The organism is Enterococcus sp. AZ048, assembly GCF_051715125.1.
In the GTDB taxonomy this organism is placed as follows: domain Bacteria; phylum Bacillota; class Bacilli; order Lactobacillales; family Enterococcaceae; genus Enterococcus_A; species Enterococcus_A gilvus.
Window position 1 is genome coordinate 674573 of sequence record NZ_JBIOTD010000001.1, and the last position, 24389, is coordinate 698961.

Below are 24389 nucleotides of genomic sequence, written 5' to 3' on the forward strand. Positions count from 1 at the left end.
AATTTAATATATTAATATAATAAAAACGCTTTCATTAAGGGGTGAGTTTTTGACGACATTTGAAATTACAGAAGATTTTTTGCTTGATGGCAAGCCTTTTAAGATTTTATCTGGAGCGATCCATTATTTCCGGGTAGAGCCCTCAGATTGGTACCATTCACTTTATAACTTGAAGGCTCTGGGCTTCAATACGGTAGAGACCTATGTACCGTGGAATATGCACGAACCTAAAAAAGGCGCCTTTCGATTTGATGGAATTCTAGACTTGGAGCGATTTTTAACGATTGCTCAAGAGTTAGGGCTGTATGCGATCGTTCGACCCTCTCCTTATATTTGTGCAGAATGGGAATTTGGCGGATTTCCAGCATGGCTGCTAAACGAACCCATTCGCCTTCGAACAAATGAACCCGCTTACTTGGCTCATGTGGCGGAGTATTACGACGTATTGATGAGCAAGATCGTTCCTCATCAGCTGTCAAATGGCGGGAATATTTTGATGATCCAAATCGAAAATGAGTATGGGTCTTACGGGGAAGAAAAAGCGTATTTACGTTCAATCAAAGAGTTGATGATCGAACGAGGGATCACAGCGCCTTTCTTCACATCCGATGGGCCGTGGCGAGCGACCTTGAGAGCAGGCAGCATGATCGAAGAAGGCATTCTCGTGACTGGAAATTTTGGTTCCAAGGCAAAAGAAAATTTCGCTTCGATGCAGCGCTTTTTTGAAGAACATGAGAAGAAATGGCCGTTGATGTGTATGGAATTTTGGGATGGCTGGTTCAATCGCTGGAACGAGCCGATCATTCAACGGGACCCGCAGGAATTGGCTGAGGCAGTGAGAGAGGTTCTGGCCCAAGGCAGTATCAACCTGTACATGTTCCATGGAGGAACGAACTTCGGCTTCATGAATGGATGCTCCGCCCGTGGTGTGATCGATCTCCCGCAAATCACTTCTTATGATTACGGAGCTCCGCTTAACGAACAGGGAAATCCAACAGAAAAATACTACGCGTTGCAAAAAATGATCCATGAAAACTATCCAGAGATTCAGCAATTGGAACCCTTGGTCAAGCAAACGATCGAAAAAAGACCTATTCCATTAGCGAACAAGGTCAGCCTCTTTGCGACACTGGATACGATCAGCGAACCTGTTCAAGCAACCTATCCCCAAACAATGGAGCAATTGGGACAAAACACAGGCTACCTGCTTTATCGAACGATGATCGAGAAAGATGCAGAAGAAGAACGCTTGAGAGTGATTGATGGACGTGACCGCAGTCAATTGTTTTTAAATGGAGAATGGAAGGCGACGCAATATCAAACGGAGATCGGGGAAGACATTCAAGTTTCTATGGCTCAGGAAAACAATCAATTGGATCTCTTGATTGAGAATATGGGCCGAGTCAATTATGGACACAAACTCTTCGCGGATACTCAGAAAAAAGGCATTCGCACTGGTGTAATGGCAGATCTGCACTTTTTAACCGATTGGACGCACTATAGTTTGCCGCTGGATTCTTGTGAAGCGGTCGATTATTCGAGAGAATGGCAACCCAGTCAACCAAGTTTTTACAGGTACACCTTCGAGTTGGGTGAACTAGAAGACACGTTCATTGATTTAGAGAAATTCGGCAAAGGGGTCGTTTTCGTGAATCAAGTGAATATCGGGCGCTTCTGGGAAGTTGGACCGACAGTGTCGCTGTACATTCCTAAAGGATTTTTAAAAGAAGGAATGAATGAAATCGTTATCTTTGAAACAGAAGGCACCTATGAACCAGAGATACGTTTAGTAAAAGAACCACTAAATAAAGACATGAAATAAAGACACGAAAGAGGGATAAGTATGAGCATTATCGGAGTACGAATTGACGGACGCTTGATTCACGGACAGGTAGCAAATTTATGGACGACGAAATTAAATATTTCGCGCATCATGGTGGTTGACGATGAGGTCGCACAAAACGACATTGAAAAAAGCGGGTTGAAATTAGCTACACCAGCCGGCGTTCGTCTGAGCGTGTTACCAATTGAAAAGGCAGCAACTAATATTTTGGCAGGTAAGTATGATTCCCAACGTCTATTGATCATCGCGCGTAAACCCGATCGTTTATTGAAATTAGTGGAGCTGGGCGTACCGATCGAAGAGATCAATGTGGGGAACATGTCTCAAACGGAAGAAACGCGTTCGATCACGAAATCAATCAATGTGGTGGATGAAGACGTGGACGTATTCAACCAGTTGAATGCCAAAGGTGTACGCTTGATCGCACAAATGGTCCCAAGTGACAAAGCAGAAGACTTTATGAGTCTTTTAGCGAAATAGGAGGAAGAATGATGGATATCTTATGGTGGCAGATCTTATTATTAACATTATATGCAGGGTATCAAATTTTGGATGAATTACAGATTTATTCTTCATTAAGTGCACCTGTTTTTGCTGGATTGTTCGCCGGGTTAGTGATGGGGGACTTGAAAGCTGGACTTATTATTGGCGGTAGTATGCAGTTGACCGTACTTGGAGTAGGAACATTTGGCGGAGCTTCTAAAATCGATGCCAACTCTGGAACGATCTTGGCAACGGCTTTCTCAGTTGCGTTAGGGATGAATCCAGAGCAGGCGATTGCGGCAATCGCTGTTCCTGTTGCCAGCTTGATGATTCAGTTGGACATCTTGGCGCGTTTTGCGAATACGTATTTTGCCCATCGAATCGACAAATTGGTGGAAGATATGAATTACAAGGGCATTGAACGGAATTTCCTAATGGGTGCGATTCCGTGGTCTTTCTCTCGGATGATCCCAGTTTTCCTAGCGTTGGCTTTTGGTGGCGGACTTGTCGAAAAAGTAGTGGCTGTTCTAAATGGCGATCTGAAGTGGCTGGGTGATGGATTATCTGTCGCTGGGGCGGTGTTACCGGCTGTCGGGTTTGCTATTTTACTTCGCTACTTGCCAGTGAAAAAACATTTTCCTTATTTGATTCTAGGCTTCACTTTGACCGCTTTGTTGGGGACTGTATTTACGAATATGCAAGTATTGGGTACCGGCGTAGCGAGTGTCGTGAAAAACTTTGAGGGCGTCTTCAATTCATTGCCAATGTTAGCAGTAGCCTTGATCGGGTTTGCTTTAGCAGCGATCAGCTATAAAAATGGGCAAATGATCCCGAATGCACCAGCACAGAAAAAAGAGGATGCTTCCAATGATTCAGATGAAGGAGAGATCGAAGATGACGAAATCTAATTACAAGTTGACGAAGGAAGATTTTAAACAGATCAATCGCAGAAGCTTGTTCACATTCCAATTAGGTTGGAACTATGAACGGATGCAGGGCTCAGGATATTTGTATACGATCTTACCGCAATTACGGAAAATTTATGGCGATGATACACCTGAATTAAAAGAAGTAATGAAAACCCATACACAGTTTTTTAACACGTCCAACTTCTTCAATACGATCATTACTGGGATCGATCTAGCGATTGAGGAAAAAGAGGGAATCGGCGGGAAGCAGACAGTTTCAGGGTTGAAGGCCGGGTTGATGGGGCCATTTGCTGCCATTGGAGATTCAATCTTCGCTGCTTTGATCCCTACGATCTTCGGGGCATTGGCTGCAAATATGGCGATCAATGGAAACCCAACTGGGATATTCATCTGGATCGTCGCACAAATCGCCGTGATGATCTTCCGCTGGAAACAGCTGGAATTTGCTTACCGAGAAGGAATCTCTTTAGTGACAACGATGCAGCATCGCTTGACGGCTTTAACGGATGCTGCTACGTTGCTAGGGGTATTCATGGTCGGTGCCTTGGTTGCTACAATGATCAATGTAAAATTCTCTTGGGCACCAAGTATTGGTGACGTTACCTTGAATATGCAAAATAACTTGGATATGATCTTGCCGCGCTTACTACCCGCAGGAATCGTCGGCGGTGTGTATTGGATGCTGGGTAAAAAGAACATGACGTCTACGAAAGCGATCTTTATCGTATTAGTCGTTTGTGTTGCTTTATCTGCATTAGGAGTAATTTCCAAGTAATGATAACTGTACAAGGAGAGAATGTATGAGCAAAGACCTAGTTTTAATCAGCCATGGATTGTTTTGTGAAGAATTAAAAAAGAGTACGGAAATGATCATGGGACCACAGAAAAGTATCCACACTGTCGGGCTGCTCCCTTCAGAATCAGCAGAAGATTTCCAAACCAAATTTGAAGCAGTGATCGCTGAATTGGATGAGTTCATCGTTTTAGCAGACCTCATGGGAGGAACCCCCTGCAACGTCGTTTCGCGAATGATTTTAGAAGGCCAAGCGATTGACCTATACGCAGGAATGAACATGCCGATGGTAATCGACTTTATCAATAGTGAATTGATTGGAACAGAACTCGCATTAGTCGAAGCTGCCACAAGCAATATTTGTCATGTGAATGAACGAATCAACAGCGACGATGACGAAGACGAGTAACGAATACAAGAGCCAGAGGAATTTTCCTCTGGCTCTTGCTTCGTTACGATTTTTTTATTCAAATGTTCCCTAATCCGGAAGAATGAGCTGCAAAAAAAAGAAACCTTGAATATTCAAGATTTCTAAAAGAGCCACCTGTCGGGCTTGAACCGACGACCTCTTCCTTACCATGGAAACGCTCTACCAGCTGAGCTAAGGCGGCATAGTTATTTAACACAAGATATAGGATAGCGAAGTAACAGTCGTTTGTCAACTACCTAGTCAGAAAAAGAGCCTTTGAAAAGGATAACCTGAATTATTTTAAAAGAATCGCCACCTAAGCAGAGGCGGCGATTCTTTTATATAATTGACCCGCGAAATCATTATAGCCTTTTGGTTGATTCCATACATTTGAAAGTAGTATAATTCCGTTTTGGCCATCTTTAGAAAAGTTAGCGACTGCTTCAAAGCGAGCTTTTACCCCCCGAGTATGGTAATACGTATTCGTATCGTACAATCCACTCGCATATTTTTCACCGGGATACGTGTACAACAGGTCTGTGCGTTCCTCAGTCGTCAAAAAGTGCGGATCAAAAAGGTTGCGGAAATAATGATAGAGATCACTAGAAGTCATAAAGACATTTCCTGTTCCTAATTCATCGGCATAGGAGGAAGCCGTTGTTGGTGCATAGATAGGATTCCCAACATTTTGAGAATAAGAGAGCGCCTGAGCCGTGTTAGAGGCAGAGTAAAAACTGGTCTCACCAAGTCCCATCGGTTCCTTCAATAATTTCTCAAATAAGTGATCATAGTCGCTTTGATAAACCTTTTCTAAAACACCGGCGAGCAGCACATAATTCACCGGTTGATAGGAGTAACTTGCAGTAGGGGCAACAGTTGTTTGTTGGACCGTGGCATTTAGAATTTCTTTAGTATCCGTTGTATTCAATGCATTGATCTTCTTTTCATCGATGCGCAGACCGGAACTCATATTCAACATGTCTTTAATAGAGATGTTGTCACTATTGGGTATTTCGGGGAAAAAGGCGCTGAGTTTTTCATCCATAGTGATTTTTCCCGCTTTGATAGCCTGCATGATCAAATAGGCGGTTTGGCCTTTTTGAACCGAACCAATACAGTATTGGGTATTGATCGTGTTCCGTATTCGTTTTGATTGGTTTTTCCATCCATAGGCTTTATTCAAAATGACTTGCCCATGGTGAAAGACTAGAACAGTCCCGCTAAAGTCTTTTTCTACTAAGGATTGTTCGATACTTGCGGATAAAGTATTTTTAGGTTCAATGGACTGCTGATTGGTAAAAGTCGTTGAAGTTTTCGGCAGAGTCTCAGGGGCGTTCGCCGCCTTTTTTTCTGAGGCTGCCTGCTCTGTAGGAACATGTTCAACGTAGATTCCGCTCCCTACAAGAATGAGTGCGAGGAGGAACAGCAAACCAAATTTTATAGATGTTTTTCTTCTTTTTTTTCGATGCAGTCGACGGGGCATAAAAATTCTCCTAGATCCGTTTTATGGGAAAAATTATTTTTTTAAAGGTCCGTATCATACGAGGCGTTTTTTTAAAATTTAGGATTGCACGATACTTCAAAAATTGCTATTATAAAAAAGTATTCTTCCGGCATAGCTCAGTTGGTAGTAGCGCATGACTGTTAATCATGATGTCGTAGGTTCGAGTCCTACTGCCGGAGTCTTTAGAGACGATCATTTGATCGTCTCTATTTTTTTACACCTAAAAAGTGAATTTTATATGAATAAAGTTGTTAAATATGAGGGAAAGATTGAGAAAAAGATGACCTTTTTTTAAAACTCGTTCAATCCTTTTGAACCTGAAAAAAATTCTCGTTATACTGGAGGAAGGAGGGATATGATGAAAAAACGCGATGCCTATTTTGACAACGCAAAACTTTTCTTGATGATCTTAGTGGTATTTGGTCATCTTCTTCAACCACTTGCAGATGATCATCCTTTGTACAATGATTTGTACTATTTCATTTTTACGTTCCATATGCCGGCGTTTATTTTGATATCAGGCTATTTTACGAAAAGTGGACCGAAGCCGATTATGAATTTAGTTAAAAAATTATTAGTGCCGTATCTATTTTTTCAACTGCTGTATTCAGGATATTATACGCTGATCGGCCTACAGGATTCCTTTAGTTTCGATTTGGGGATTCCTCAGTGGTCATTATGGTTTCTATTGAGCCTATTCTGTTGGAATGTTCTGCTTCATTTGACAAATTATTTCTCAGTGAAGCGCATTTTACTTGCCAGTGTAGTGGTAGCGTTGCTGGTCGGGTATTTTCCGATTTTTGACCGCTATTTGGCACTTCAACGAACATTGACTTTTTTCCCTTACTTTATGGCAGGCTATGCACTTCCTAAGTCTTGGATCGAGAAGCTAAAGACCTACCCTAAAAAATGGATCGCTGTTTTATTGTTCGGAGGATTGTTTTTATTCATACAAGGAAATGATTTGATCAACAAATATTGGGTGTTCGGGTCTAAACCCTATGAAGATTATTTGAATCATCCCATTCTTGGTGGACCGCAGCGGCTGCTCTTTTTTGCGGCTGGACTCGTGGGTATTCTCGCCTTTTTATTAGTAGTTCCGAAGAACCGTCATTTTTTCTCTACATGGGGAAAAAACACCCTGACCGTTTATTTGCTCCATGGCTTTTTAGTAAAGGGCTTGCGGGCAATGGATCTGACTATTGAGGCCAACACGATGGCGATCCTCGTATTGTTCATCTTCAGTATGCTTGTGACAGTCCTGTTATCAAGCAAGCGAGTCGGTCAATGGATCGAAAAAGGAAAGCAGGTTTTACAGCCGAGTTTGTAAACTAATTGTCTCTTTGCCTCATTAAGCGTAAAATGAGAGGCAAGGAGGCGTTTTTTTATGACAAAAATTACGAACGAACGAACTCAAGCTTTTCGTAAGGCTTTTGAAAAGAATTCTAAACAGATCGCATTACAACGAGGTGTAGTAAAAAATGGGATTCGGGCCTCTGCGGAAAACGTGCAAGCACATGTAGAGAACACCCCGATCTTTTCCATTGATCTTGCGACCGGGAAAGTCGCCAATCAAAAACAATCTGGCCGTTGCTGGATGTTTGCGGCGCTAAATACCTTCCGTCACAAATTATTGACGACATATCAGTTGAAAGACTTTGAACTTTCACAAAATTACACATTCTTTTGGGATAAATATGAAAAAGCCAATTATTTCTATGAGAATATATTGAACACTGCGCAACAGGATGTGACCAGTCGCGAAGTCGCCTTTTTATTACAGACGCCTCAACAAGATGGCGGACAATGGGACATGATCGTGTCACTCTTCCAAAAATACGGAGTCGTGCCAAAAGCTGTGATGCCTGAAAGCAGCAATAGCTCAAATTCTCGGGACTTAAATAATTATTTAAATAAATTATTGCGTAAACATGCCGTACTGTTGCGTCAAATGGTAGTCGAAAAAGCAACTGAAGAAGAGATTCAGGCAAATCGAGAAGCGATGCTGCAAGAAGTCTATAATCTTTTGGCGATCTCACTGGGAACACCGCCTGCTGCTTTCGATTTTGAATACCGCGATGAAGAAAAAAATTATCATCTAGATCAGGACTTAACTCCTAAAAGCTTTTATGAAAAATACATTGATCTGAACTTAGAGGACTATGTAAGTATCATCAATGCGCCAACTGATGACAAACCCTTCATGAAATCCTATACCGTGGATATGTTGGGAAATGTCATCGATGGCAAAGAAGTGAAGTATTTGAATCTGGAAATGGCTGATTTTAAAGCATTAGCTGTAAAACAATTGGAACAAGGCGAGTCTGTCTGGTTTGGTTGTGATGTCGGACAGTCCTCCACTCGGGACAGCGGCATCATGGCATTGGACGCATATGATGTAGAGGATTTATTTGATGTCGATTTGACCATGACCAAAGCGGAACGATTGGATTACGGGGAAAGCATGATGACGCATGCCATGGTCTTGACTGGTGTGGATATCATTAATGATCAATCTAAAAAATGGAAAGTTGAAAACAGCTGGGGTGAAAAAGTCGGGGATAAGGGCTTCTTTGTAATGAGCGATGACTGGATGGATGAGTATACTTATCAAATCGTTGTCCGCAAAGAATTCTTAACACCTGAACAACTCGCTGCTTTTGAAGCAGAACCAACTGTTCTCGCACCATGGGACCCAATGGGCGCTTTGGCGTAACGAAAGAGGACCTGAAACAATCATTCTTGTTTCAGGTCTTTTTCGATTCTATTTTTTCTATACAAGAGGACCCGAGGAATACGACGGGCTTCAACGAGTTTGTTCTTACTATAAAAAGCGTTTTCTTTTTCACTGTGCTATACTTTTAGCAAAAAGGATGTTCGTTCTACTATAGTAATGAATGAGCACACCTAATGAGGAGAGTGGTTGTATGTCTAAACGTCTATCGGTTCGTCATGCAGAAAATATGCGTGAGTTGGGCGGCTATGAAACAAAAGATGGGCAAAAAATAGCGTATCGGAAATTGATTCGTTCAGCAAGCATCAATCATCTGGATGATCAGGATAAAAATTATTTAAACGCGTATGGGATCAAAAAGGTCATTGATTTTCGTTCGTTAGAAGAACGCGAGACACAGCCGGATCAAGCCATACCAGAAGCGGAAAATATTTTTCTTCCCATTTTTCCAATTGAAGAAACAGAAACGGCCTCTGCTTCGCCGAAAAAAATGATGCATCGAATGCAAAATGGCGAAAATGCGCGCCAACAAATGATCGAGGTGTATACGCATTTTGTAACAGATGCACATGTTCGAGGGCAATACCGTAAATTTTTTGATCTGGCCTTGGACAATAGTGAATCGGAAAAAGGGTTGATGTTCCATTGTACAGCAGGAAAGGACCGCACTGGATTTGCGGCGGCACTGTTATTAAGCAGCTTTGGGGTGGATAATGAAACGATCATGACAGATTATCTAGCCACAAATCGTTATTTAAAAATAGTCGTACAGGAGATGTACGAGAAGGCTGAACTTGCTGGTGTACCTGCGGAAGCTTTGCATGGCATCGAAGATATGATGTCAGCGAAAGAAATTTATTTGCAAACCAGCTTTGAAAAAATCAAGGAGCAGTATGGAACGGTAGCAGCATTTATTCATGACGGTATCGGCGTATCAACTCAAGAGATCAACGATTTGAAAAAAATCTATTTACTGTGAGGAGCGGATAAAATGGAGGCATTGCTAAATTATTTAAACCTGCATTCAAAAGCTGTACCCATTGGCGGCGGAGATATCAATCAAGCCTACCGCGTCACAGACGGCGATCAGGATTATTTTTTGAAATACCATCCACAAATGACAGCTGATTTTTTTCAAGCAGAGGTCGACGGATTGAAGGAACTGGGGAATGCGGTGCGCGTACCTGAGACCTATCAACACGGAAGTTATGAGGACGCGGCCTTTCTTTTAATGGAATGGATCGAGCCTGGTGAGGGAGATCAAAAGGATCTGGCCCTTGAATTAAGCAAACTTCATGGGATAAAGGCCCTCAATTTTGGGTATAAAAGAAATAATTTTATGGGGCTTCTGCCTCAGATCAATACAAAATCAAAAGATTGGTGGTCCTTTTATTTCGCGAATCGGTTAGAGGTTCAAATCAAAATAGCGAACGAGCGAAATCATTGGACTGCGCAAAGGGAAAAAAATTATCAGTTATTTAAAGAGTGGGTCTATCAAAAATGGGGTACAATGTCTTTTGAACCAACTCTGCTGCATGGAGATTTCTGGAGCGGCAATACCTTTTTTGACATTCACGGGCAGCCCGTCTTTGTCGATCCAGCAGTATCTTATGGTCATCGAGAAATGGATCTAGCCATGTCACAGCTTTTTGGCGGGTTTCGCCAGGAGTTTATTGACAGCTATCAGGAAATTTCACCGATGCGTGCAGGTTGGCAAGATCGACTTGCGGTTTATCAACTGTACTATCTACTCGTTCATCTGAATATTTTTGGTGAGAGTTATGGGAATGCGGTAGATCGTGTTCTAGCTTTAGGAGGAAAGTAATTGGGAAAAAGATACACCATCAATCATGAAGTCGCCTATTACGAGTGCGATATCAATCAAAATATGACATTTCCAGCGTTGTTAAGTGTGGCAATAAAAGCATCGTCCGATCAAAGCGATGAGTTGCAGCGAGGAACAGAGTACATCAATACTTTGGGCATCACATGGGTGATCACACAAACGGAGGTAACGATTGATCGATTGCCTCAAGTTGGCGAGCACATCAACATAACGACAGTTCCGACAGAATTCAATCGATTTTTCTGTTATCGGAGCTACTACGTATATGACGAAGCAGGAGAAGAAATCGTAAAAATCAACATGTCATTTGTGTTGATGGACATTGAGAATCGAAAGATGAGCAGTGTGGATGCAGAATTGATGGCTCCTTTTGAGTCTACACCAATCAAAAAGATTCATCGCTGGCCAAAAATCGAAAAGGTCGAAGGAAACCAGAAGCAGCTGTACCATGTTCGCTATTACGATCTTGACAGCAATCATCACGTGAATAATGCCATGTACTTCAATTGGCTGATCGATGTTCTTGGATATGATTTTATGACACAACACGAAGCCAGCTATGTGAATGTCAAATTCGATAAAGAAGTCTTATACGGCAATGACATCGAAAGCTATTATGACATAGTCGATGGAGAAGAAGTAAAAACGCGCCACGAGATCCGTTTGGGCGATCAACTCGCGTGTGAAGCAAATATTCTATGGCAAAAAAGAAGCTGAATCGATTTTTTCGATCCCGCTTCTTTTTTTGTTATTCTTCTAAAAAACGCTTCAGTTCTTTTTTTGAAAGATTCGCGTTCAAAGCAATGAGTAGTTTTAATCTAGCTTTTTGGCTGTTGATCCCATTACAGAAGATCACACCATGCTGTGCCAATTCCACACCGCCGCCATGATAGTCATAAACAGGTTCGGCGATGCCATTGAAGCAGCGCGAAACTAAAACGATGGGCAGCCCTTTTTCCAATAAATGATAAAAAGGCGGTAATGTTTGCGGCGGCAAATTTCCAGCCCCTAAAGCCTCCACAACGATGCCGTCAACAGTAATTCCTTGATCTAATAGTTCAAAGAAATCCCCCTGCATCCCGGCAAAGACTTTAATAATAGGAATCATGGCATCAAAGCTCTCGATGTCATAGCGTGTGGTCACGGGCAATTCTTGCTTGAAAAGAATTTTTGATTTTGTGACTAATCCGATCGGGCCTAAGGTAGGTGTTCTGAAGGTCGCGACATTCGTCGTATGGGTCTTCGTAACATAACGCGCACTGTGGACCTCGTCGTTCATGACTACCAGCACACCTTTTCCAATAGCGTTCTCTGAAGCAGCTACTCGTATGGCGCATTCGAAATTATAAAGCCCGTCACTTCCCAGCTCGTTGATCGAGCGCATGGCACCTGTTAAAATGATCGGCATCCGGTCGCCAATCGTCATTTCTAGAAAATAGGCTGTTTCCTCTAACGTGTCTGTTCCGTGAGTGATAACGACACTATCGAGTCCTTCCTCTTTGGCTGCTTTGATGCGTTCTTTCAATTCAAACATTGTCTCAACAGTGATGTGAGGAGAAGGCAAGTTCGAGAAATCTTCTACAATTAATTCAATATCAGCAGGCAAACGTAATTCCTGGCCGGCTGCTAACAAAGGATTTTTTTTATCTGGACGAACAGCGCCATCCGCATCTTGGCTCATTGAGATCGTTCCGCCTGTGTGCAAAATCAAAATCCGTTTCATTATGATTACTCCATTCATTTTTAGCGCATTGTTGCTAATTTTTTGCTAAGCTTATTGTATACTATGAAACAGAAGGAGGCTAGGATTGTATGATTCGAATTGGATTAACTTCTTTTAATGAACACATTAGTTTGACTGGAAAAAAGAACTCGTCCTTGTATGAATACGCCGGCTACTTGCCGTTGGTCGAGTTAGACACGAACTATTACGGCATTGCCACGAAAAAGTCTGTCGAAAATTGGTTATCTCAAGTTCCTGAAGAGTTTCGTTTTGTGGTGAAACTGTATTCAGGATTCACAGGACAAAGTAAATGGCAAGATAGTTATCCTTCCATGGCCGCAATGCAGGAGCATTTTTTAGAAACCCTGCAACCGATGATCGAAAGTAAAAAGTTATTTTGCTTTTTAGCGCAATTTCCGGCACAATTTAAGTGTACGAAAGAAAGTGTTGCCTACTTAGAAACGCTGCGGGAGCTCTTTCCAGATTTACCAGTCGCAATCGAGCTGAGAGACTACAGCTGGTATGCCAAAGAGTTTATCGAAAAGACGCATCAGCTCATGCAATCACTAAATTTTAGCCTGGTGATGGTGGATGAGCCGCAATTGCCAGATACAGTACCATTAGATACGACAGTGACAAACAACACCTTCAGCTTGTTCCGATTCCATGGAAGGAACCAAGCCTATTGGAATGATCGTACGGGGGATTGGCGCAAAAAACGCACATTGTACCGTTACAATCAGGCTGAACTGGAATCATTAGGTGAGAAAATCCAGCAAGTCGCCCAGGATACGAAGGAAGTTGGCGTTATTTTTAATAACAATTCCGGCGGTGACGCGGCGGACAATGCGATGCACATAAAAAAGATTCTCAACTTGGAGTATGAGGGACTGAATCCGAGCCAAATCGATTTATTCTAAACGAGGGAGTGCCATGATAAAAGCCATTTTTTTTGATATTGACGGAACATTAATCACAAGTGATTCAAAAGTACTGGATACCACACGTGAAGCAATCCGATTAGCACAAGAGCAAGGGATATTTTGCGGAGTCGCAACAGGAAGAGGGCCAGTAAAAATCAAAGAAAGAATCGATTATTTGCCATTGGATGTTTTTGTTACCTACAATGGGCAAGCGGTCTATACAAAAGAAAAAGAAATTTATCTTCGTCCATTTTCACCCGAGACATTGCAACGTATCGTTGCATTCGCTGATAGGGAGCACCGTCAGATCATATTCGGTGGACGTCGGCGAGTGGACGGCAGTCATTTGATGAAGTGGTCGCAAAAATCGTTCTTGAAACGAATTGCTGGCTGGATGCCAAAGTGGTTTCCAGTACGATCGACGCGAAGGCTGCTGCAATCGTTTAGTCCCAATCGAGAAAAGGGTCGTTATAAAAAATTGACGATCTTGCAAGAACCGATCTATCAATGTGTTCTGTTCAGTGCAGAAAATGAGGCTTCTCGATTGAAAGAGTTATTGCCAGATTGTTCTTTTCAGCGATCCAATCCCTATTCTGTTGATATTGTACCCAAGGATGGCTCAAAATATCAGGGGATTCTAGAATTTACTAAAGCTGCGGGCATCAACCTAGACGAAGTAATGGCGTTTGGAGATCATTATAACGACATTGAGATGATTCAAAAGGTTGGGATCGGAGTCGCAATGGGCAATGGATTGTCTGAAGTGAAAGAGCAAGCGGACTATGTTACTGCTACAAATGAAAAAGACGGCATTTATCAAGCATTGAAACACTTTGAGATTATTTAGGGAAATCATTTCTCTTAATTATATAGCTAATTGGAATAGGGAGTTTTATATATGAAAGAACCATATCAAATGGCAAGAGAGTTCCACCAGACTTTTGCCCCACAACCGCCGGAGACCCCAAGAGCATTTACAAAAGATCGGGGAAGTTTTCGGGCAGGTTTTAAGGCGGAAGAAATCGTTGAGTTTTTATATGGTGTCGCTGAAGGAAATGAAGCAGAGTTTGAAGACTTAGTAAAAAAACTTCATGAAAGTGTCGATCAAGCAAAAGAAAAGGTTCTAGCAAAAGCAGAACCAGTGGAAGATGCATTGATTTCGGAAGTCGACGCCTTAACAGATCTATTGTATTTTACGTATGGATCATTCGCATTGATCGGTGTAGACCCTCAGCCGATTTTTGAAATTGTTCATCGTGCCAATATGGGGAAACTCTTTCCTGATGGAAAGCCGCGTTACCATCCAGTAACAAATAAAGTGATGAAACCGGAGGATTGGCAGGAAAACTATGCCCCCGAACCTTTGATCAAAAAAGAATTAGATGGACAAAAAGGAAAAGCCGAAAGTTAACGGCTTTTCCTTTTTTATATACTTCTAATCAAAGAACGTGTAGTACAGAGATCGAACAGCGAGGCGTTCGTGCTCACTGCGGATAGTAAAGATGATGCTGCGTTCATCGGCGCCCTGAGAGATCATTCGCAGATTGACATTTTTTCGAGCCAGTGCTGCGGTGCTGTCTGAGGTAATCCCCGGCCGTTCGCGCATTCCTTCACCAACAAGGGCGACTACTGAAAGGCCATGCTCGATGGACAACTGATCGGGTTTGATTTTTTCTTCTATCTGTTTCATTAATTCTGCTTCGATGTCGCGTGTCAATTGACGCTCGCGCAAAATAATGGAGATGTCGTCAATACCAGAGGGCATGTGTTCAAACCCAATATGCAGATCTTCAAGAATTTGCAATATCCGCCGAACGATCCCGACTTCTCTATTCAATAAATATTTACCCACCGTAATCCCGCAAAAGCCGCCGTCACTGGCTACACCAACGACCTCATTGCGACTCTCGTTCTCGAAGTCTTTTTTAATCAAAGTTCCTTGGCATTCCGGATTATTCGTATTTTTTATGATCACGGGGATTTGCGCTTTAAAAGCCGGCATTAAGGCCTCATCATGAAAGACTGTAAATCCAGCGTAAGTGAGTTCGCGAATCTCCCGATACGTCGCACATTGAATCAATTCGGGTGCATGGATATATTTTGGACTAGCAGCAAATATACCGTCAACATCGGTAAAGTTTTCATATAAATCAGCCTTCAAACCGGCAGCAACGATCGATCCGGTGATATCCGAACCGCCTCGAGAAAAAGTACATAGATGCCCATCACGTGTATACCCAAAAAAGCCGGGAATGATCAAAATTTCTTCCGTTTCCCGCCACTCATAAATCTTTTCGTAGGACTCCTCCAAGATTCGGGCATTTTGTGGTTCATCAGAAACAGTAATACCTAGTTCCTTTGGATTAATGTAGCGCGCCTTCATACCACTTTTGCGGAAACACGCTGCGATTAATTGTGCATTCAGATTTTCTCCACTAGCTAAAAAGCTGTCCAAGGCATAAGGATCTGCTTCATCATAATTTTCCTGCAGTTGTTGCAATTCGTGAGTGAAACGGTGTTCAATATCCTCATCAACGTGAAACTCGGAGGCTATTTCTGTATAGCGAGCAACGATTTCACGGATCAATTCATCTGTTTCTTGTTTATAGGCTACAGCATTGTAAAACTGAATCAATAAGTCGGTGACCTTTTTGTCTTTATTGGTTCGCTTTCCTGGAGCAGAAACCACAACGAAACGACGACGAGTGTCGTCAGAAACGATTGTTAAGACTTTTTTTAGCTGTTCAGCTGAAGCTACAGAGCTTCCGCCAAATTTAATCACTTTCACTTTAATCACCTCTTATTTTAATGTGGCTTTAATATTATCTGAAAAGTTCAACAATTTCAAGGGGATTCGACGCTTTCATGAGCAGAAAACTTTATAAAATTACAACAATCTTAAATTTATAGGAATTGAAGCAGTAATTAAAAAATGCTAGTATGAGGAGTGACTGTGCGATAAACATTTTTGAATGAATTCAAAACTAGCTAGTGAAGAGAAATGTCTTTTGTGTTATAATCTACGTTAGATGTTTTCGCCAAAAAACAGAAAAATAATGAACCATTAAATAAACTGAATCTTGATAGTTGAAAGGAAAATCATACATGGGAAGTAATGTAATCATAGGGATCGTTATCGGCTTAGTCATATTGGCTGCCGTTTTATACTTGATTGGTTATCTGATGAAGAAAAAAAATCAAGAACGCTTAAAAGAACTTGATAAAAGGAAAGAAGCGTTATTCGATCTTCCTGTTGTAGAGGAAGTCGACGAAGTAAAGAAAATGCACTTGGTTGGTCAAAGTCAGAATACTTTCCGTGAATGGAACCAAAAGTGGACGGATGTTTCGACAAAATCTTTTGCTGAACTTGAAAGTCAAATTTTTGAAGTTGAGAGTCAAAATGAAACGTTCCGCTTCATGAAGGGCAAATCAGCGATCGAGAGCGCAGAACGTACGATGACTGATATGGAAGAAGAAGTAGAAAACATTCGTACTGGGCTAAAGGAATTACGTGAAACAGAAGAACGGAATTCGTTAGCTGTACAGCAAGCGTTAGATGTCTTCGAAGAGCTGAAGAAAGATTTAAAGGAAAAGAAAGACAGCTTTGGTCCTGCGTTACCAGAGATTCAAAAACAGGTCAAAAATGTTGAAATCGAATTTACACAGTTCGTTACGTTAAATACATCGGGCGATCCAATTGAGGCCCGCGAAGTGTTAGACGATGCTGAAAAGCACACCTATGAAGTGCAAGAGACAATGCAGAAAGTTCCTGCAATTTATGAAGATTTAGATAAAACATTCCCAAGTCAGATTGATGAGTTAGAAAAGACGTACAACAAAATGATGCTTGATCACTTCGTTTTACCAGAAGACGATTTTGAAGAACGTTTGGACAAAGTGAAGAAACACGTGGAACGTTCGTTGGAAGATTTGGAAAAAATCGAGTTGGGGACTGTAGAGACAGCCAACAAAGAAACGGCTGAGTTGATCGATGACCTGTACGCGTTGCTAGAAAAAGAATTTGAATCTAAAAAATATGTTTTGACGAATCGTAAGACGATCGGGGAATACATTGGGCATGCTTCTCGCAACAATCATCAATTAATGGTGGAGTTGGATCATACATCTCAAAGCTACGCGTTGAACAACAATGAATTAGGTCGTGCACGCGGGTTCCAAACGGAGATCGAAGAATTGGAACGTCGCTACCGCAACATGGAACCACAAATTGATAAGCATGAATTGTCTTATTCAGAGGTTCAAGTATTCTACAAAGATGCGTTTAAAGTATTAGACGACATTGAGACAAAACAAGTTGAAATCGATGACGATTTGCACGATTTAAGAAAAGGCGAGAAAGAAGCCTCTGAGAAAATCGAGAAATACGAATTCCGTCTGCGCAATCTAAAACGGTATGTTGAACAACAACGTTTACCAGGTCTGCCTGGAGATTATCTAGAATTCTTCTTTGTTGCAACAGATCGTGTTGAAGAGTTGAGCAAAGCGTTAAATAAAATTCGCATCAATATGCAAGACATCAATAAATTGGTTAGTCTTTGTGATGAAGACATGGAACTATTAGACCAAAAAACCTATGATCTAGTTGATGCTGCAGCATTGACCGAACAAATGATGCAATACGCAAACCGTTATCGCCATACGCACCCTGAAATCAAGAATGCGATCGATAATAGTTTGGAATTGTTCAATAAAGAGTACCGTTATCAAGATGCTCTTGATGAGATCGGAACAGCACTTGAACGTGTTGAGCCAGGTGCTTTTAAACGAATTGAAGATTTCTATTTCAATAACCGAGATTTAGTTTAAGCTGAGCGTTTGCTCAGCTTTTTTTTGCGCTTAAATAGTTGGAAAACTTGTAGGTAAAATGAGAGGAAGAATCACTAAATGCTTAGGAAAATACTCGTGTTTTCAAGGAACACTTGAAGACTCGCAACATTCTCGCTATAATAGGAAAGAATTTTTGAAGGAAGGTCAGAAAATGATTTATTTTGATAATAGTGCAACGACGGCCATTTATCCGTTGGCACTTGATACATATGTTAAGACCAGTCAACGTATTATGGGCAATCCGTCGAGTCTCCATGATTTAGGAACGCAGGCGACACGATTGCTGCAACAGGCACGCAATCAAATCGCTGAACTGCTGCACGTGGAGGCAAAGGAGATTTTCTTTACAAGCGGTGGCACAGAAGGCGACAATTGGGTAGTTAAAGGAACAGCAATTGCAAAAAAAGAGTATGGCAATCACCTAATTATCTCTAGTGTGGAGCATCCAGCAGTAAGCCGCACGGCGGGGCAATTAAAAGAACTCGGCTTCGAGGTGAGTATTGCACCTGTTGATGAGAAGGGGGTTGTGCAAGTAGATAAGCTTGCTGCATTGATCCGTCCAGAAACAATCCTAGTTTCCGTTATGGGTGTCAACAACGAGGTTGGAGCTATTCAACCGATCGAAGCCATCAGTGAAGTATTAGAAAAGTATCCCACCATCCATTTTCACGTAGATGCGGTCCAAGCAATCGGAAAAGTGGACGAAAATAAATGGTTCACGCCTCGGGTCGATTTTGCTACTTTTTCGGCACATAAATTTCACGGACCTCGAGGTGTTGGATTTATTTACTGGAAATCAGGACGAAAATTAGCACCGCTCTTAAATGGTGGCGGACAAGAGAGTGGGCAACGAGCAACCACGGAGAATCTTCCTGCGATCGTAGCCATGAGTCGAGCCTTGCGATTACATCTTGAGAAAAAGGCAGAGAGACCGGATCACACTGCGCTCATTCGCCAGTATTTAAAAGAAGCACTCTCAAGTTATGAGAAAGTAACGGTTTTTTCGGGAAACGAACATTTTGCGCCTCATATTTTGACCTTTGGAATCAAGGGGATTCGCGGGGAAGTTCTTGTGCATGCCCTCGAGGAGAAGCAAATTTTTGTATCCACAACAAGTGCTTGCTCTAGTCGGAAAAAAGTCGACAGTTCGACCTTGCATGCGATGAATGTTCCCCATGATACGGCGACAACGGCGGTTCGTGTAAGCTTGGATGAAGCGAATACGATGGCAGAAGCGGAACAATTCATGGTGGTATTCAATCATCTCTATGAAAAATTTTCAAAAATCAATTAACGGATATGCTTTTATAAATGAAGGAGAATGATCGTGCAATATACTGAGATTATGGTGCGCTACGGCGAGTTATCAACGAAAGGTAAAAATCGCCGCAGCTTTATTATGCGCTTAGCGCAAAATGTTCGGGGGGCATTGGCAGAGTTTCCTAACTTAAAGATTCATGCTGACAGAGACCGGATGCATATCTTGCTAAATGGGGAAGATAGCCATTTGGTGTTACCAAGATTAGAAAAAGTTTTCGGGATTCAAACTTTTTCACCAAGTATTCAAGTAGACAAAAACCTGGATGCTTTGAAGCAAATGACTCAACAAATCATGCAAGAAATTTATACCGGAAATGAAACATTTAAAATTACGGCAAAACGCAGCGACCACAATTTTGAGTTGGACAGTCACGAGATCCAACAATACCTAGGGGATGCAGTCATGGATGTCTGTCCAGAGATTCGCGCACAGATGAAGCATCCTGATATTAATTTACGTGTTGAAATACGCCGTGACAGTGCTTATCTTTCCTATGAAACGATCAAAGGTGCGGGTGGTCTGCCCGTTGGAACGAGCGGTCGAGGAATGTTGATGCTGTCTGGCGGGATCGATTCTCCTGTTGCTGGGTATTTAGCTATGAAGCGCGGTGTCGAAATTGAGGCGGTTCATTTTGCGAGCCCGCCATATACCAGCGAACAAGCGTTGCAAAAAGCGAAGGATCTTACAGAAAAATTGACACCTTACGTTGGTTGTATTCAGTTTATTGAAGTGCCCTTCACAGAGATTCAAGAAGAAATCAAACAGCATAGTCCGCAAGGCTATTGGATGACTCTGACACGCCGGATGATGCTGCGCGTAACAGACGCCATTCGTGAGATGCGTCATGGGTTAGTGATTGTTAACGGGGAGTCTTTGGGACAAGTAGCCTCACAAACGTTGCATAGTATGGTAGCGATCAACGAGGTGACGGCTACACCAATCATCCGTCCGGTTGTTACGATGGATAAAACGGAGATCATCGAGCTAGCAGAAAAGATCGATACCTTCCAAATTGCCATCCAGCCTTTTGAGGATTGCTGTACGATTTTCGCGCCGCCGCAACCAAAGACGCGACCAAAATTGGATAAGGTTTTGGAATTGGAAGAACGCTTTGATATTGAAGGGTTGATGGCGCGTTGCTTGGCTGGAATAAAGATCGAAGAAATCACGCCTGAAAAAACAGAAAAAGCAAAAGAATTCGCAGACTTTTTATAGTACGTTGAGCAAGAAAGCCACTTTCTTGCTCTTTTTTTGTCAAAAGATTGTTATTACTATTCGGACATGTTAGAATTCTATATGTGAAGTATTTAACAAACAGTGAGGACCAGTACAGTCATCCATACGAAAAAGGAGTGCGATCATGGAGCGGATCATTCAAAAACCACAATTATCAAAAGCTACAACAAAAAGATTATCTTTGTATTTGCGTTATTTGAAAGGATTGGAAAAAAATGGTGTTACCCGCGTCAAATCTTCTGAACTGAGTAAAATGATCCAAGTCGGTTCAGCGACGATTCGCCGCGACTTTTCCCATTTTGGTGAACTGGGCCGCAGCGGCTATGGCTACAATGTCAGCGACTTGATCAAAGTTTTCAGTGATATGCTGGAGACCAAGGAAGAGAAGCGGATCGCCTTGATCGGCTGTGGTAATTTGGGCCAAGCCTTGCTGAACAATAATTTTCGACGGAATGAGAATTTGACGATCGTCTGTGCCTTTGACAATGATCCTGAAAAAATTGGAAAAGAGATTTGCGGGTATCCTGTTTTTTCAATTGAAGAAATGGACGAGGTGTTGGCAAAAGAAAAAATCACTGTTGCCATCTCGACGGTGCCTAGCCAAAATGCACAAAAAGCGATTGATCAATTGGTGGACAACGGAATTACTGCCATTTTGAATTTTGCACCGGACCCATTAAACGTCCCTGACAATGTTCATGTCCATTACATTGATTTAACATCGGAATTGCAGACGTTGATTTATTTTGATGGACAGTAGGGCTTTACAAGAATCCTACTTCATTGTAGAATGATGCTACGATGATCAAGAGGAGTACATGAGAAACGAAGGTTAAGAGAGAAGATGCTCGGCTGAAACATTTTCACTTTGGCTCATGGAAGGTAGCTTGGGAGTTTTGCGATCTGAAGCAAGTAAGAGCGCACGGCACATGACCGTTATACATGTTTGAGCGGCAGATGAATATTCTGCAATTTAGGTGGTACCGCGTAATTTACGTCCTAGAACACACTTGTGTTCTAGGCTTTTTTTGTTAGTTTTGCTTTTTCCAATAGGAATAAGGACTCTTTCTTGGCTGATTAACATCCATCATCCACAAAACAATGATTATTTAGGAGGAACATCTATGACTGAAAATTTACCAACAAAATTCAATCCTCAAGAGGTTGAAGCGGGCCGTTATCAAAAATGGCTAGATCAAGACTTGTTCAAGCCATCAGAAGATAAGCAGGCGAAACCGTATTCGATCGTTATTCCGCCACCCAATGTAACTGGAAAATTACACTTGGGCCACGCTTGGGATACAACACTACAAGATATGATCATCCGACAAAAACGGATGCAAGGCTTTGACACCTTGTGGCTTCCTGGAATGGACCATGCAGGGATCGCTACTCAAGCAAAAGTAGAAGAAAAATTGAGAGAGCAAGGCATCTCTCGTTATGATCTTGGTCGTGAAAAATTCGTTGATCAAGTTTGGGAATGGAAAGAGGAATACGCAGGACACATTCGGGAGCAATGGGCAAAATTAGGATTGTCCCTTGATTATGGTCGCGAACGCTTTACTTTAGATGATGGCTTGTCTGATGCTGTTCGGAAAGTCTTTGTTTCTTTATATGAAAAAGACTTGATCTATCGTGGCGAATACATCATCAATTGGGACCCGCAGGCAAAAACAGCCTTGTCGGATATTGAAGTGATCCACAAGGACGTGGAAGGAGCCTTTTACCATGTTTCTTATCCGTTAGCAGATGGCAGCGGCGTATTAGAAATCGCAACGACTCGTCCTGAAACGATGCTAGGTGATACAGCGATCGCGGTTCATCCAGAAGATGAGCGCTACCAAGCGTTGATTGGTAAAAAAGCGATTTTACCACTATTAGACAAGGAAATTCCAATTATCGCCGACAGTTATGTGGATCGGGAATTTGGAACGGGAGCTGTGAAAATCACACCGGCCCATGACCCAAATGACTTTGAGGTTGGTAATCGTCATGACTTGCCACGGGTAAATGTTATGAATCCAGATGGCAGCATGAATGAGCTTGCCGGTAAATATGCAGGCATGGATCGTTTTGAAGCGCGTAAAATGATCGTGGCTGATCTAAAAGAAATCGGTCGTTTGATCAAGGTTGAAAAAATGGTTCACAGTGTCGGTCATTCTGAGCGTACAGGCGTTGTTGTTGAACCACGTTTATCTACACAATGGTTTGTGAAGATGGGGCCGTTGTCTGATCAGGCAGTCAAAAATCAAAGCACAGAGAATGCGGTGGAATTCTTCCCGCCGCGCTTCAACAATACCTTCATGACTTGGATGGAAAACGTTCATGATTGGGTAATCTCTCGTCAATTATGGTGGGGACATCGGATTCCAGCTTGGTATCATAAAGAAACGGGTGAAATGTACGTTGGGATGGAAGCTCCTTCCGACAGCGAAAATTGGGAACAAGATCCAGATGTACTGGACACTTGGTTCAGCTCTGCCTTGTGGCCGTTTTCTACGATGGGGTGGCCGGATGAGGAGAGCGAAGATTATAAACGCTACTTCCCAACGAGCACATTAGTGACAGGCTACGACATTATTTTCTTCTGGGTGAGTCGAATGATTTTCCAAAGCTTGGAATTCACGGACGAACGCCCATTCAAAAATGTGTTGATTCACGGATTGATTCGTGACGAACAAGGACGCAAAATGAGTAAGTCCCTAGGCAACGGGATTGATCCTATGGATGTCATTGAAAAATATGGTGCCGATGCTTTACGCTGGTTTCTATCTACTGGCTCAGCGCCGGGTCAAGATGTACGTTTCAGCTATGAAAAGATGGATGCTGCATGGAACTTCATCAACAAGATTTGGAATGCGTCTCGTTTTGTGATTATGAATGTTGAAGGCTTCACACCGGCAGACATTGATTTCTCTGGTGAAAAAACCGTTGCGGACCGTTGGATCTTGACGCGTTTAAATGAGACCATCGAAAAAGTAACGAGCTTATTTGACCAATTTGAATTCGGTGAAGCGGGTCGTCAATTGTACAACTTCATGTGGGATGACTTCTGTGACTGGTATATCGAGATGAGTAAAGAAATTCTTTACGGGGAAGATGAAGAAGCCAAACAAACAACCAAGAGTATCTTAGTATATGTTCTGGATCAAACATTGCGTCTGTTACACCCAATCATGCCGTTCGTGACAGAAGAAATTTGGGCGAAAATCCCTCATACCGGAGAGTCCTTAGTTGTTGCGGAGTATCCAGTGGTTCACCCTGAAAACAATGACGAAACTGCAGCAAAAGGAATGGAAGTTCTGAAGGAATTGATTCGCTCTGTTCGGAATATTCGTGCTGAAGTAAATACACCACTTTCTAAGCCGATCACTTTGCTGATCAAAACCAGTGATGCAAAAGTGGATGAATTCTTAATTGAAAATACGAGCTATATCGAACGTTTCTGTAATCCAGAGGAATTGGTGATCTCAAGCGACATTACCGCACCGGATTTAGCGATGTCCGCAGTCTTGACGGGTGCTGAGATTTATCTTCCGTTAGCTGGATTGATCAATATTGAAGAAGAAATCAAACGCTTAGAAAAAGAATTAGACAAATGGAACGGCGAAGTGAAACGCGTGCAAGGAAAATTAGCCAATGAACGCTTTGTGGCAAATGCTCCTGAAAGTGTCGTTGCAGAGGAACGTGAAAAAGAAAAAGATTATTTGGAAAAACAAGCAGCGGTTCAAGATCGGATCGAAAGCTTACGAACGATTTCTTAAAAAGAAAAATAAAAAGTGAGTACGGCTAAATCA

21 protein-coding genes, 2 tRNA genes and 1 other annotated feature are annotated in these 24389 nt (G+C 42.1%); of the genes, 19 read left to right on the forward strand and 4 right to left on the reverse strand.

What is annotated here, in order from left to right; all coding sequences use genetic code 11:
- Window positions 1-49: 49 nt before the first annotated feature.
- From IGI66_RS03375 to IGI66_RS03395, 5 genes are read left to right on the forward strand one after another with little or no spacing between them, the layout of a single operon-like run.
- Window positions 50-1822 (forward strand): glycoside hydrolase family 35 protein, encoded by a 1773-nt coding sequence (locus IGI66_RS03375; protein ID WP_438847589.1) that lies wholly within the window; start codon window positions 50-52, stop codon window positions 1820-1822.
- Between the two features lie 21 nt (window positions 1823-1843).
- Window positions 1844-2323, forward strand: coding sequence for a PTS system mannose/fructose/N-acetylgalactosamine-transporter subunit IIB (locus tag IGI66_RS03380; RefSeq protein ID WP_438847591.1), 480 nt, complete (start codon window positions 1844-1846; stop codon window positions 2321-2323).
- Between the two features lie 11 nt (window positions 2324-2334).
- Window positions 2335-3234, forward strand: coding sequence for a PTS mannose/fructose/sorbose/N-acetylgalactosamine transporter subunit IIC (locus tag IGI66_RS03385; RefSeq protein WP_010781629.1), 900 nt, complete (start codon window positions 2335-2337; stop codon window positions 3232-3234).
- Entirely contained in the window at window positions 3221-4030 is an 810-nt protein-coding gene (locus IGI66_RS03390) for a PTS system mannose/fructose/sorbose family transporter subunit IID (RefSeq protein ID WP_010781628.1), read from the forward strand. Before IGI66_RS03385 ends, IGI66_RS03390 begins: the two co-directional genes overlap by 14 nt.
- 25 nt (window positions 4031-4055) lie before the next feature.
- Complete coding sequence (locus IGI66_RS03395) at window positions 4056-4457, forward strand: PTS sugar transporter subunit IIA (protein ID WP_314581586.1); 402 nt, start codon at window positions 4056-4058, stop codon at window positions 4455-4457.
- A gap of 129 nt (window positions 4458-4586) precedes the next feature.
- Here IGI66_RS03395 and IGI66_RS03400 read toward each other — a convergent pair.
- A tRNA-Thr gene (locus IGI66_RS03400) sits at window positions 4587-4659 on the reverse strand.
- Window positions 4660-4773: 114 nt separating this feature from the next.
- Entirely contained in the window at window positions 4774-5940 is a 1167-nt protein-coding gene (locus IGI66_RS03405; RefSeq protein ID WP_438847594.1) for a serine hydrolase domain-containing protein, read from the reverse strand.
- 126 nt (window positions 5941-6066) lie between these two features.
- Here IGI66_RS03405 and IGI66_RS03410 point away from each other — a divergent pair.
- The 6 genes from IGI66_RS03410 to IGI66_RS03435 all read left to right on the forward strand — a co-directional run bounded on the left by IGI66_RS03410 (window position 6067) and on the right by IGI66_RS03435 (window position 11258).
- Window positions 6067-6140, forward strand: a tRNA-Asn gene (locus tag IGI66_RS03410).
- A gap of 176 nt (window positions 6141-6316) precedes the next feature.
- On the forward strand, window positions 6317-7291 hold the full coding sequence (locus IGI66_RS03415; RefSeq protein WP_438847595.1) for an acyltransferase family protein: 975 nt from the start codon (window positions 6317-6319) through the stop codon (window positions 7289-7291).
- A gap of 57 nt (window positions 7292-7348) precedes the next feature.
- Entirely contained in the window at window positions 7349-8677 is a 1329-nt protein-coding gene (locus IGI66_RS03420; protein WP_438847597.1) for an aminopeptidase C, read from the forward strand.
- A gap of 211 nt (window positions 8678-8888) precedes the next feature.
- Entirely contained in the window at window positions 8889-9674 is a 786-nt protein-coding gene (locus IGI66_RS03425; RefSeq protein WP_438847599.1) for a tyrosine-protein phosphatase, read from the forward strand.
- A gap of 12 nt (window positions 9675-9686) precedes the next feature.
- On the forward strand, window positions 9687-10520 hold the full coding sequence (locus tag IGI66_RS03430) for a fructosamine kinase family protein (RefSeq protein WP_438847601.1): 834 nt from the start codon (window positions 9687-9689) through the stop codon (window positions 10518-10520).
- Complete coding sequence (locus IGI66_RS03435; protein ID WP_367377649.1) at window positions 10521-11258, forward strand: acyl-[acyl-carrier-protein] thioesterase; 738 nt, start codon at window positions 10521-10523, stop codon at window positions 11256-11258.
- A 31-nt stretch (window positions 11259-11289) separates the two neighbouring features.
- Here the strand turns inward: IGI66_RS03435 and IGI66_RS03440 are convergent, their stop codons facing one another.
- Window positions 11290-12264, reverse strand: coding sequence for an asparaginase (locus tag IGI66_RS03440; protein ID WP_438847603.1), 975 nt, complete (start codon window positions 12262-12264; stop codon window positions 11290-11292).
- Between the two features lie 89 nt (window positions 12265-12353).
- On the opposite strand from IGI66_RS03440, the gene IGI66_RS03445 reads away from it, so the two are divergent.
- The 3 genes from IGI66_RS03445 to IGI66_RS03455 are packed head-to-tail and all read left to right on the forward strand — an operon-like array spanning window position 12354 to window position 14598.
- Window positions 12354-13184, forward strand: a complete 831-nt coding sequence (locus IGI66_RS03445; RefSeq protein ID WP_316407523.1) for a DUF72 domain-containing protein — start codon at window positions 12354-12356, stop codon at window positions 13182-13184.
- A 13-nt stretch (window positions 13185-13197) separates the two neighbouring features.
- On the forward strand, window positions 13198-14034 hold the full coding sequence (locus IGI66_RS03450) for a Cof-type HAD-IIB family hydrolase (RefSeq protein ID WP_086305492.1): 837 nt from the start codon (window positions 13198-13200) through the stop codon (window positions 14032-14034).
- Between the two features lie 51 nt (window positions 14035-14085).
- On the forward strand, window positions 14086-14598 hold the full coding sequence (locus tag IGI66_RS03455; RefSeq protein ID WP_438847606.1) for an HAD family hydrolase: 513 nt from the start codon (window positions 14086-14088) through the stop codon (window positions 14596-14598).
- A gap of 24 nt (window positions 14599-14622) precedes the next feature.
- Here the strand turns inward: IGI66_RS03455 and IGI66_RS03460 are convergent, their stop codons facing one another.
- A complete protein-coding gene (locus IGI66_RS03460; protein WP_010781616.1) occupies window positions 14623-15975 on the reverse strand; it encodes an aspartate kinase in 1353 nt (450 codons plus the stop codon).
- 317 nt (window positions 15976-16292) lie between these two features.
- On the opposite strand from IGI66_RS03460, the gene IGI66_RS03465 reads away from it, so the two are divergent.
- From IGI66_RS03465 to IGI66_RS03485, 5 genes are all read left to right on the forward strand, one after another.
- Window positions 16293-18014 carry a septation ring formation regulator EzrA gene (locus IGI66_RS03465; RefSeq protein WP_431380743.1) on the forward strand — a complete coding sequence of 574 codons (1722 nt, stop codon included), beginning with the start codon at window positions 16293-16295 and terminating at the stop codon, window positions 18012-18014.
- Window positions 18015-18186: 172 nt separating this feature from the next.
- Entirely contained in the window at window positions 18187-19329 is a 1143-nt protein-coding gene (locus tag IGI66_RS03470; protein ID WP_431380742.1) for a cysteine desulfurase family protein, read from the forward strand.
- Window positions 19330-19362: 33 nt separating this feature from the next.
- Entirely contained in the window at window positions 19363-20571 is a 1209-nt protein-coding gene (gene thiI, locus IGI66_RS03475; protein ID WP_438847609.1) for a tRNA uracil 4-sulfurtransferase ThiI, read from the forward strand.
- A 145-nt stretch (window positions 20572-20716) separates the two neighbouring features.
- Window positions 20717-21352 carry a redox-sensing transcriptional repressor Rex gene (locus IGI66_RS03480; RefSeq protein WP_010781612.1) on the forward strand — a complete coding sequence of 212 codons (636 nt, stop codon included), beginning with the start codon at window positions 20717-20719 and terminating at the stop codon, window positions 21350-21352.
- A gap of 32 nt (window positions 21353-21384) precedes the next feature.
- Window positions 21385-21597: a binding site (T-box leader), on the forward strand.
- A 119-nt stretch (window positions 21598-21716) separates the two neighbouring features.
- Complete coding sequence (locus tag IGI66_RS03485) at window positions 21717-24356, forward strand: valine--tRNA ligase (protein WP_314581554.1); 2640 nt, start codon at window positions 21717-21719, stop codon at window positions 24354-24356.
- Window positions 24357-24389: the final 33 nt, after the last annotated feature.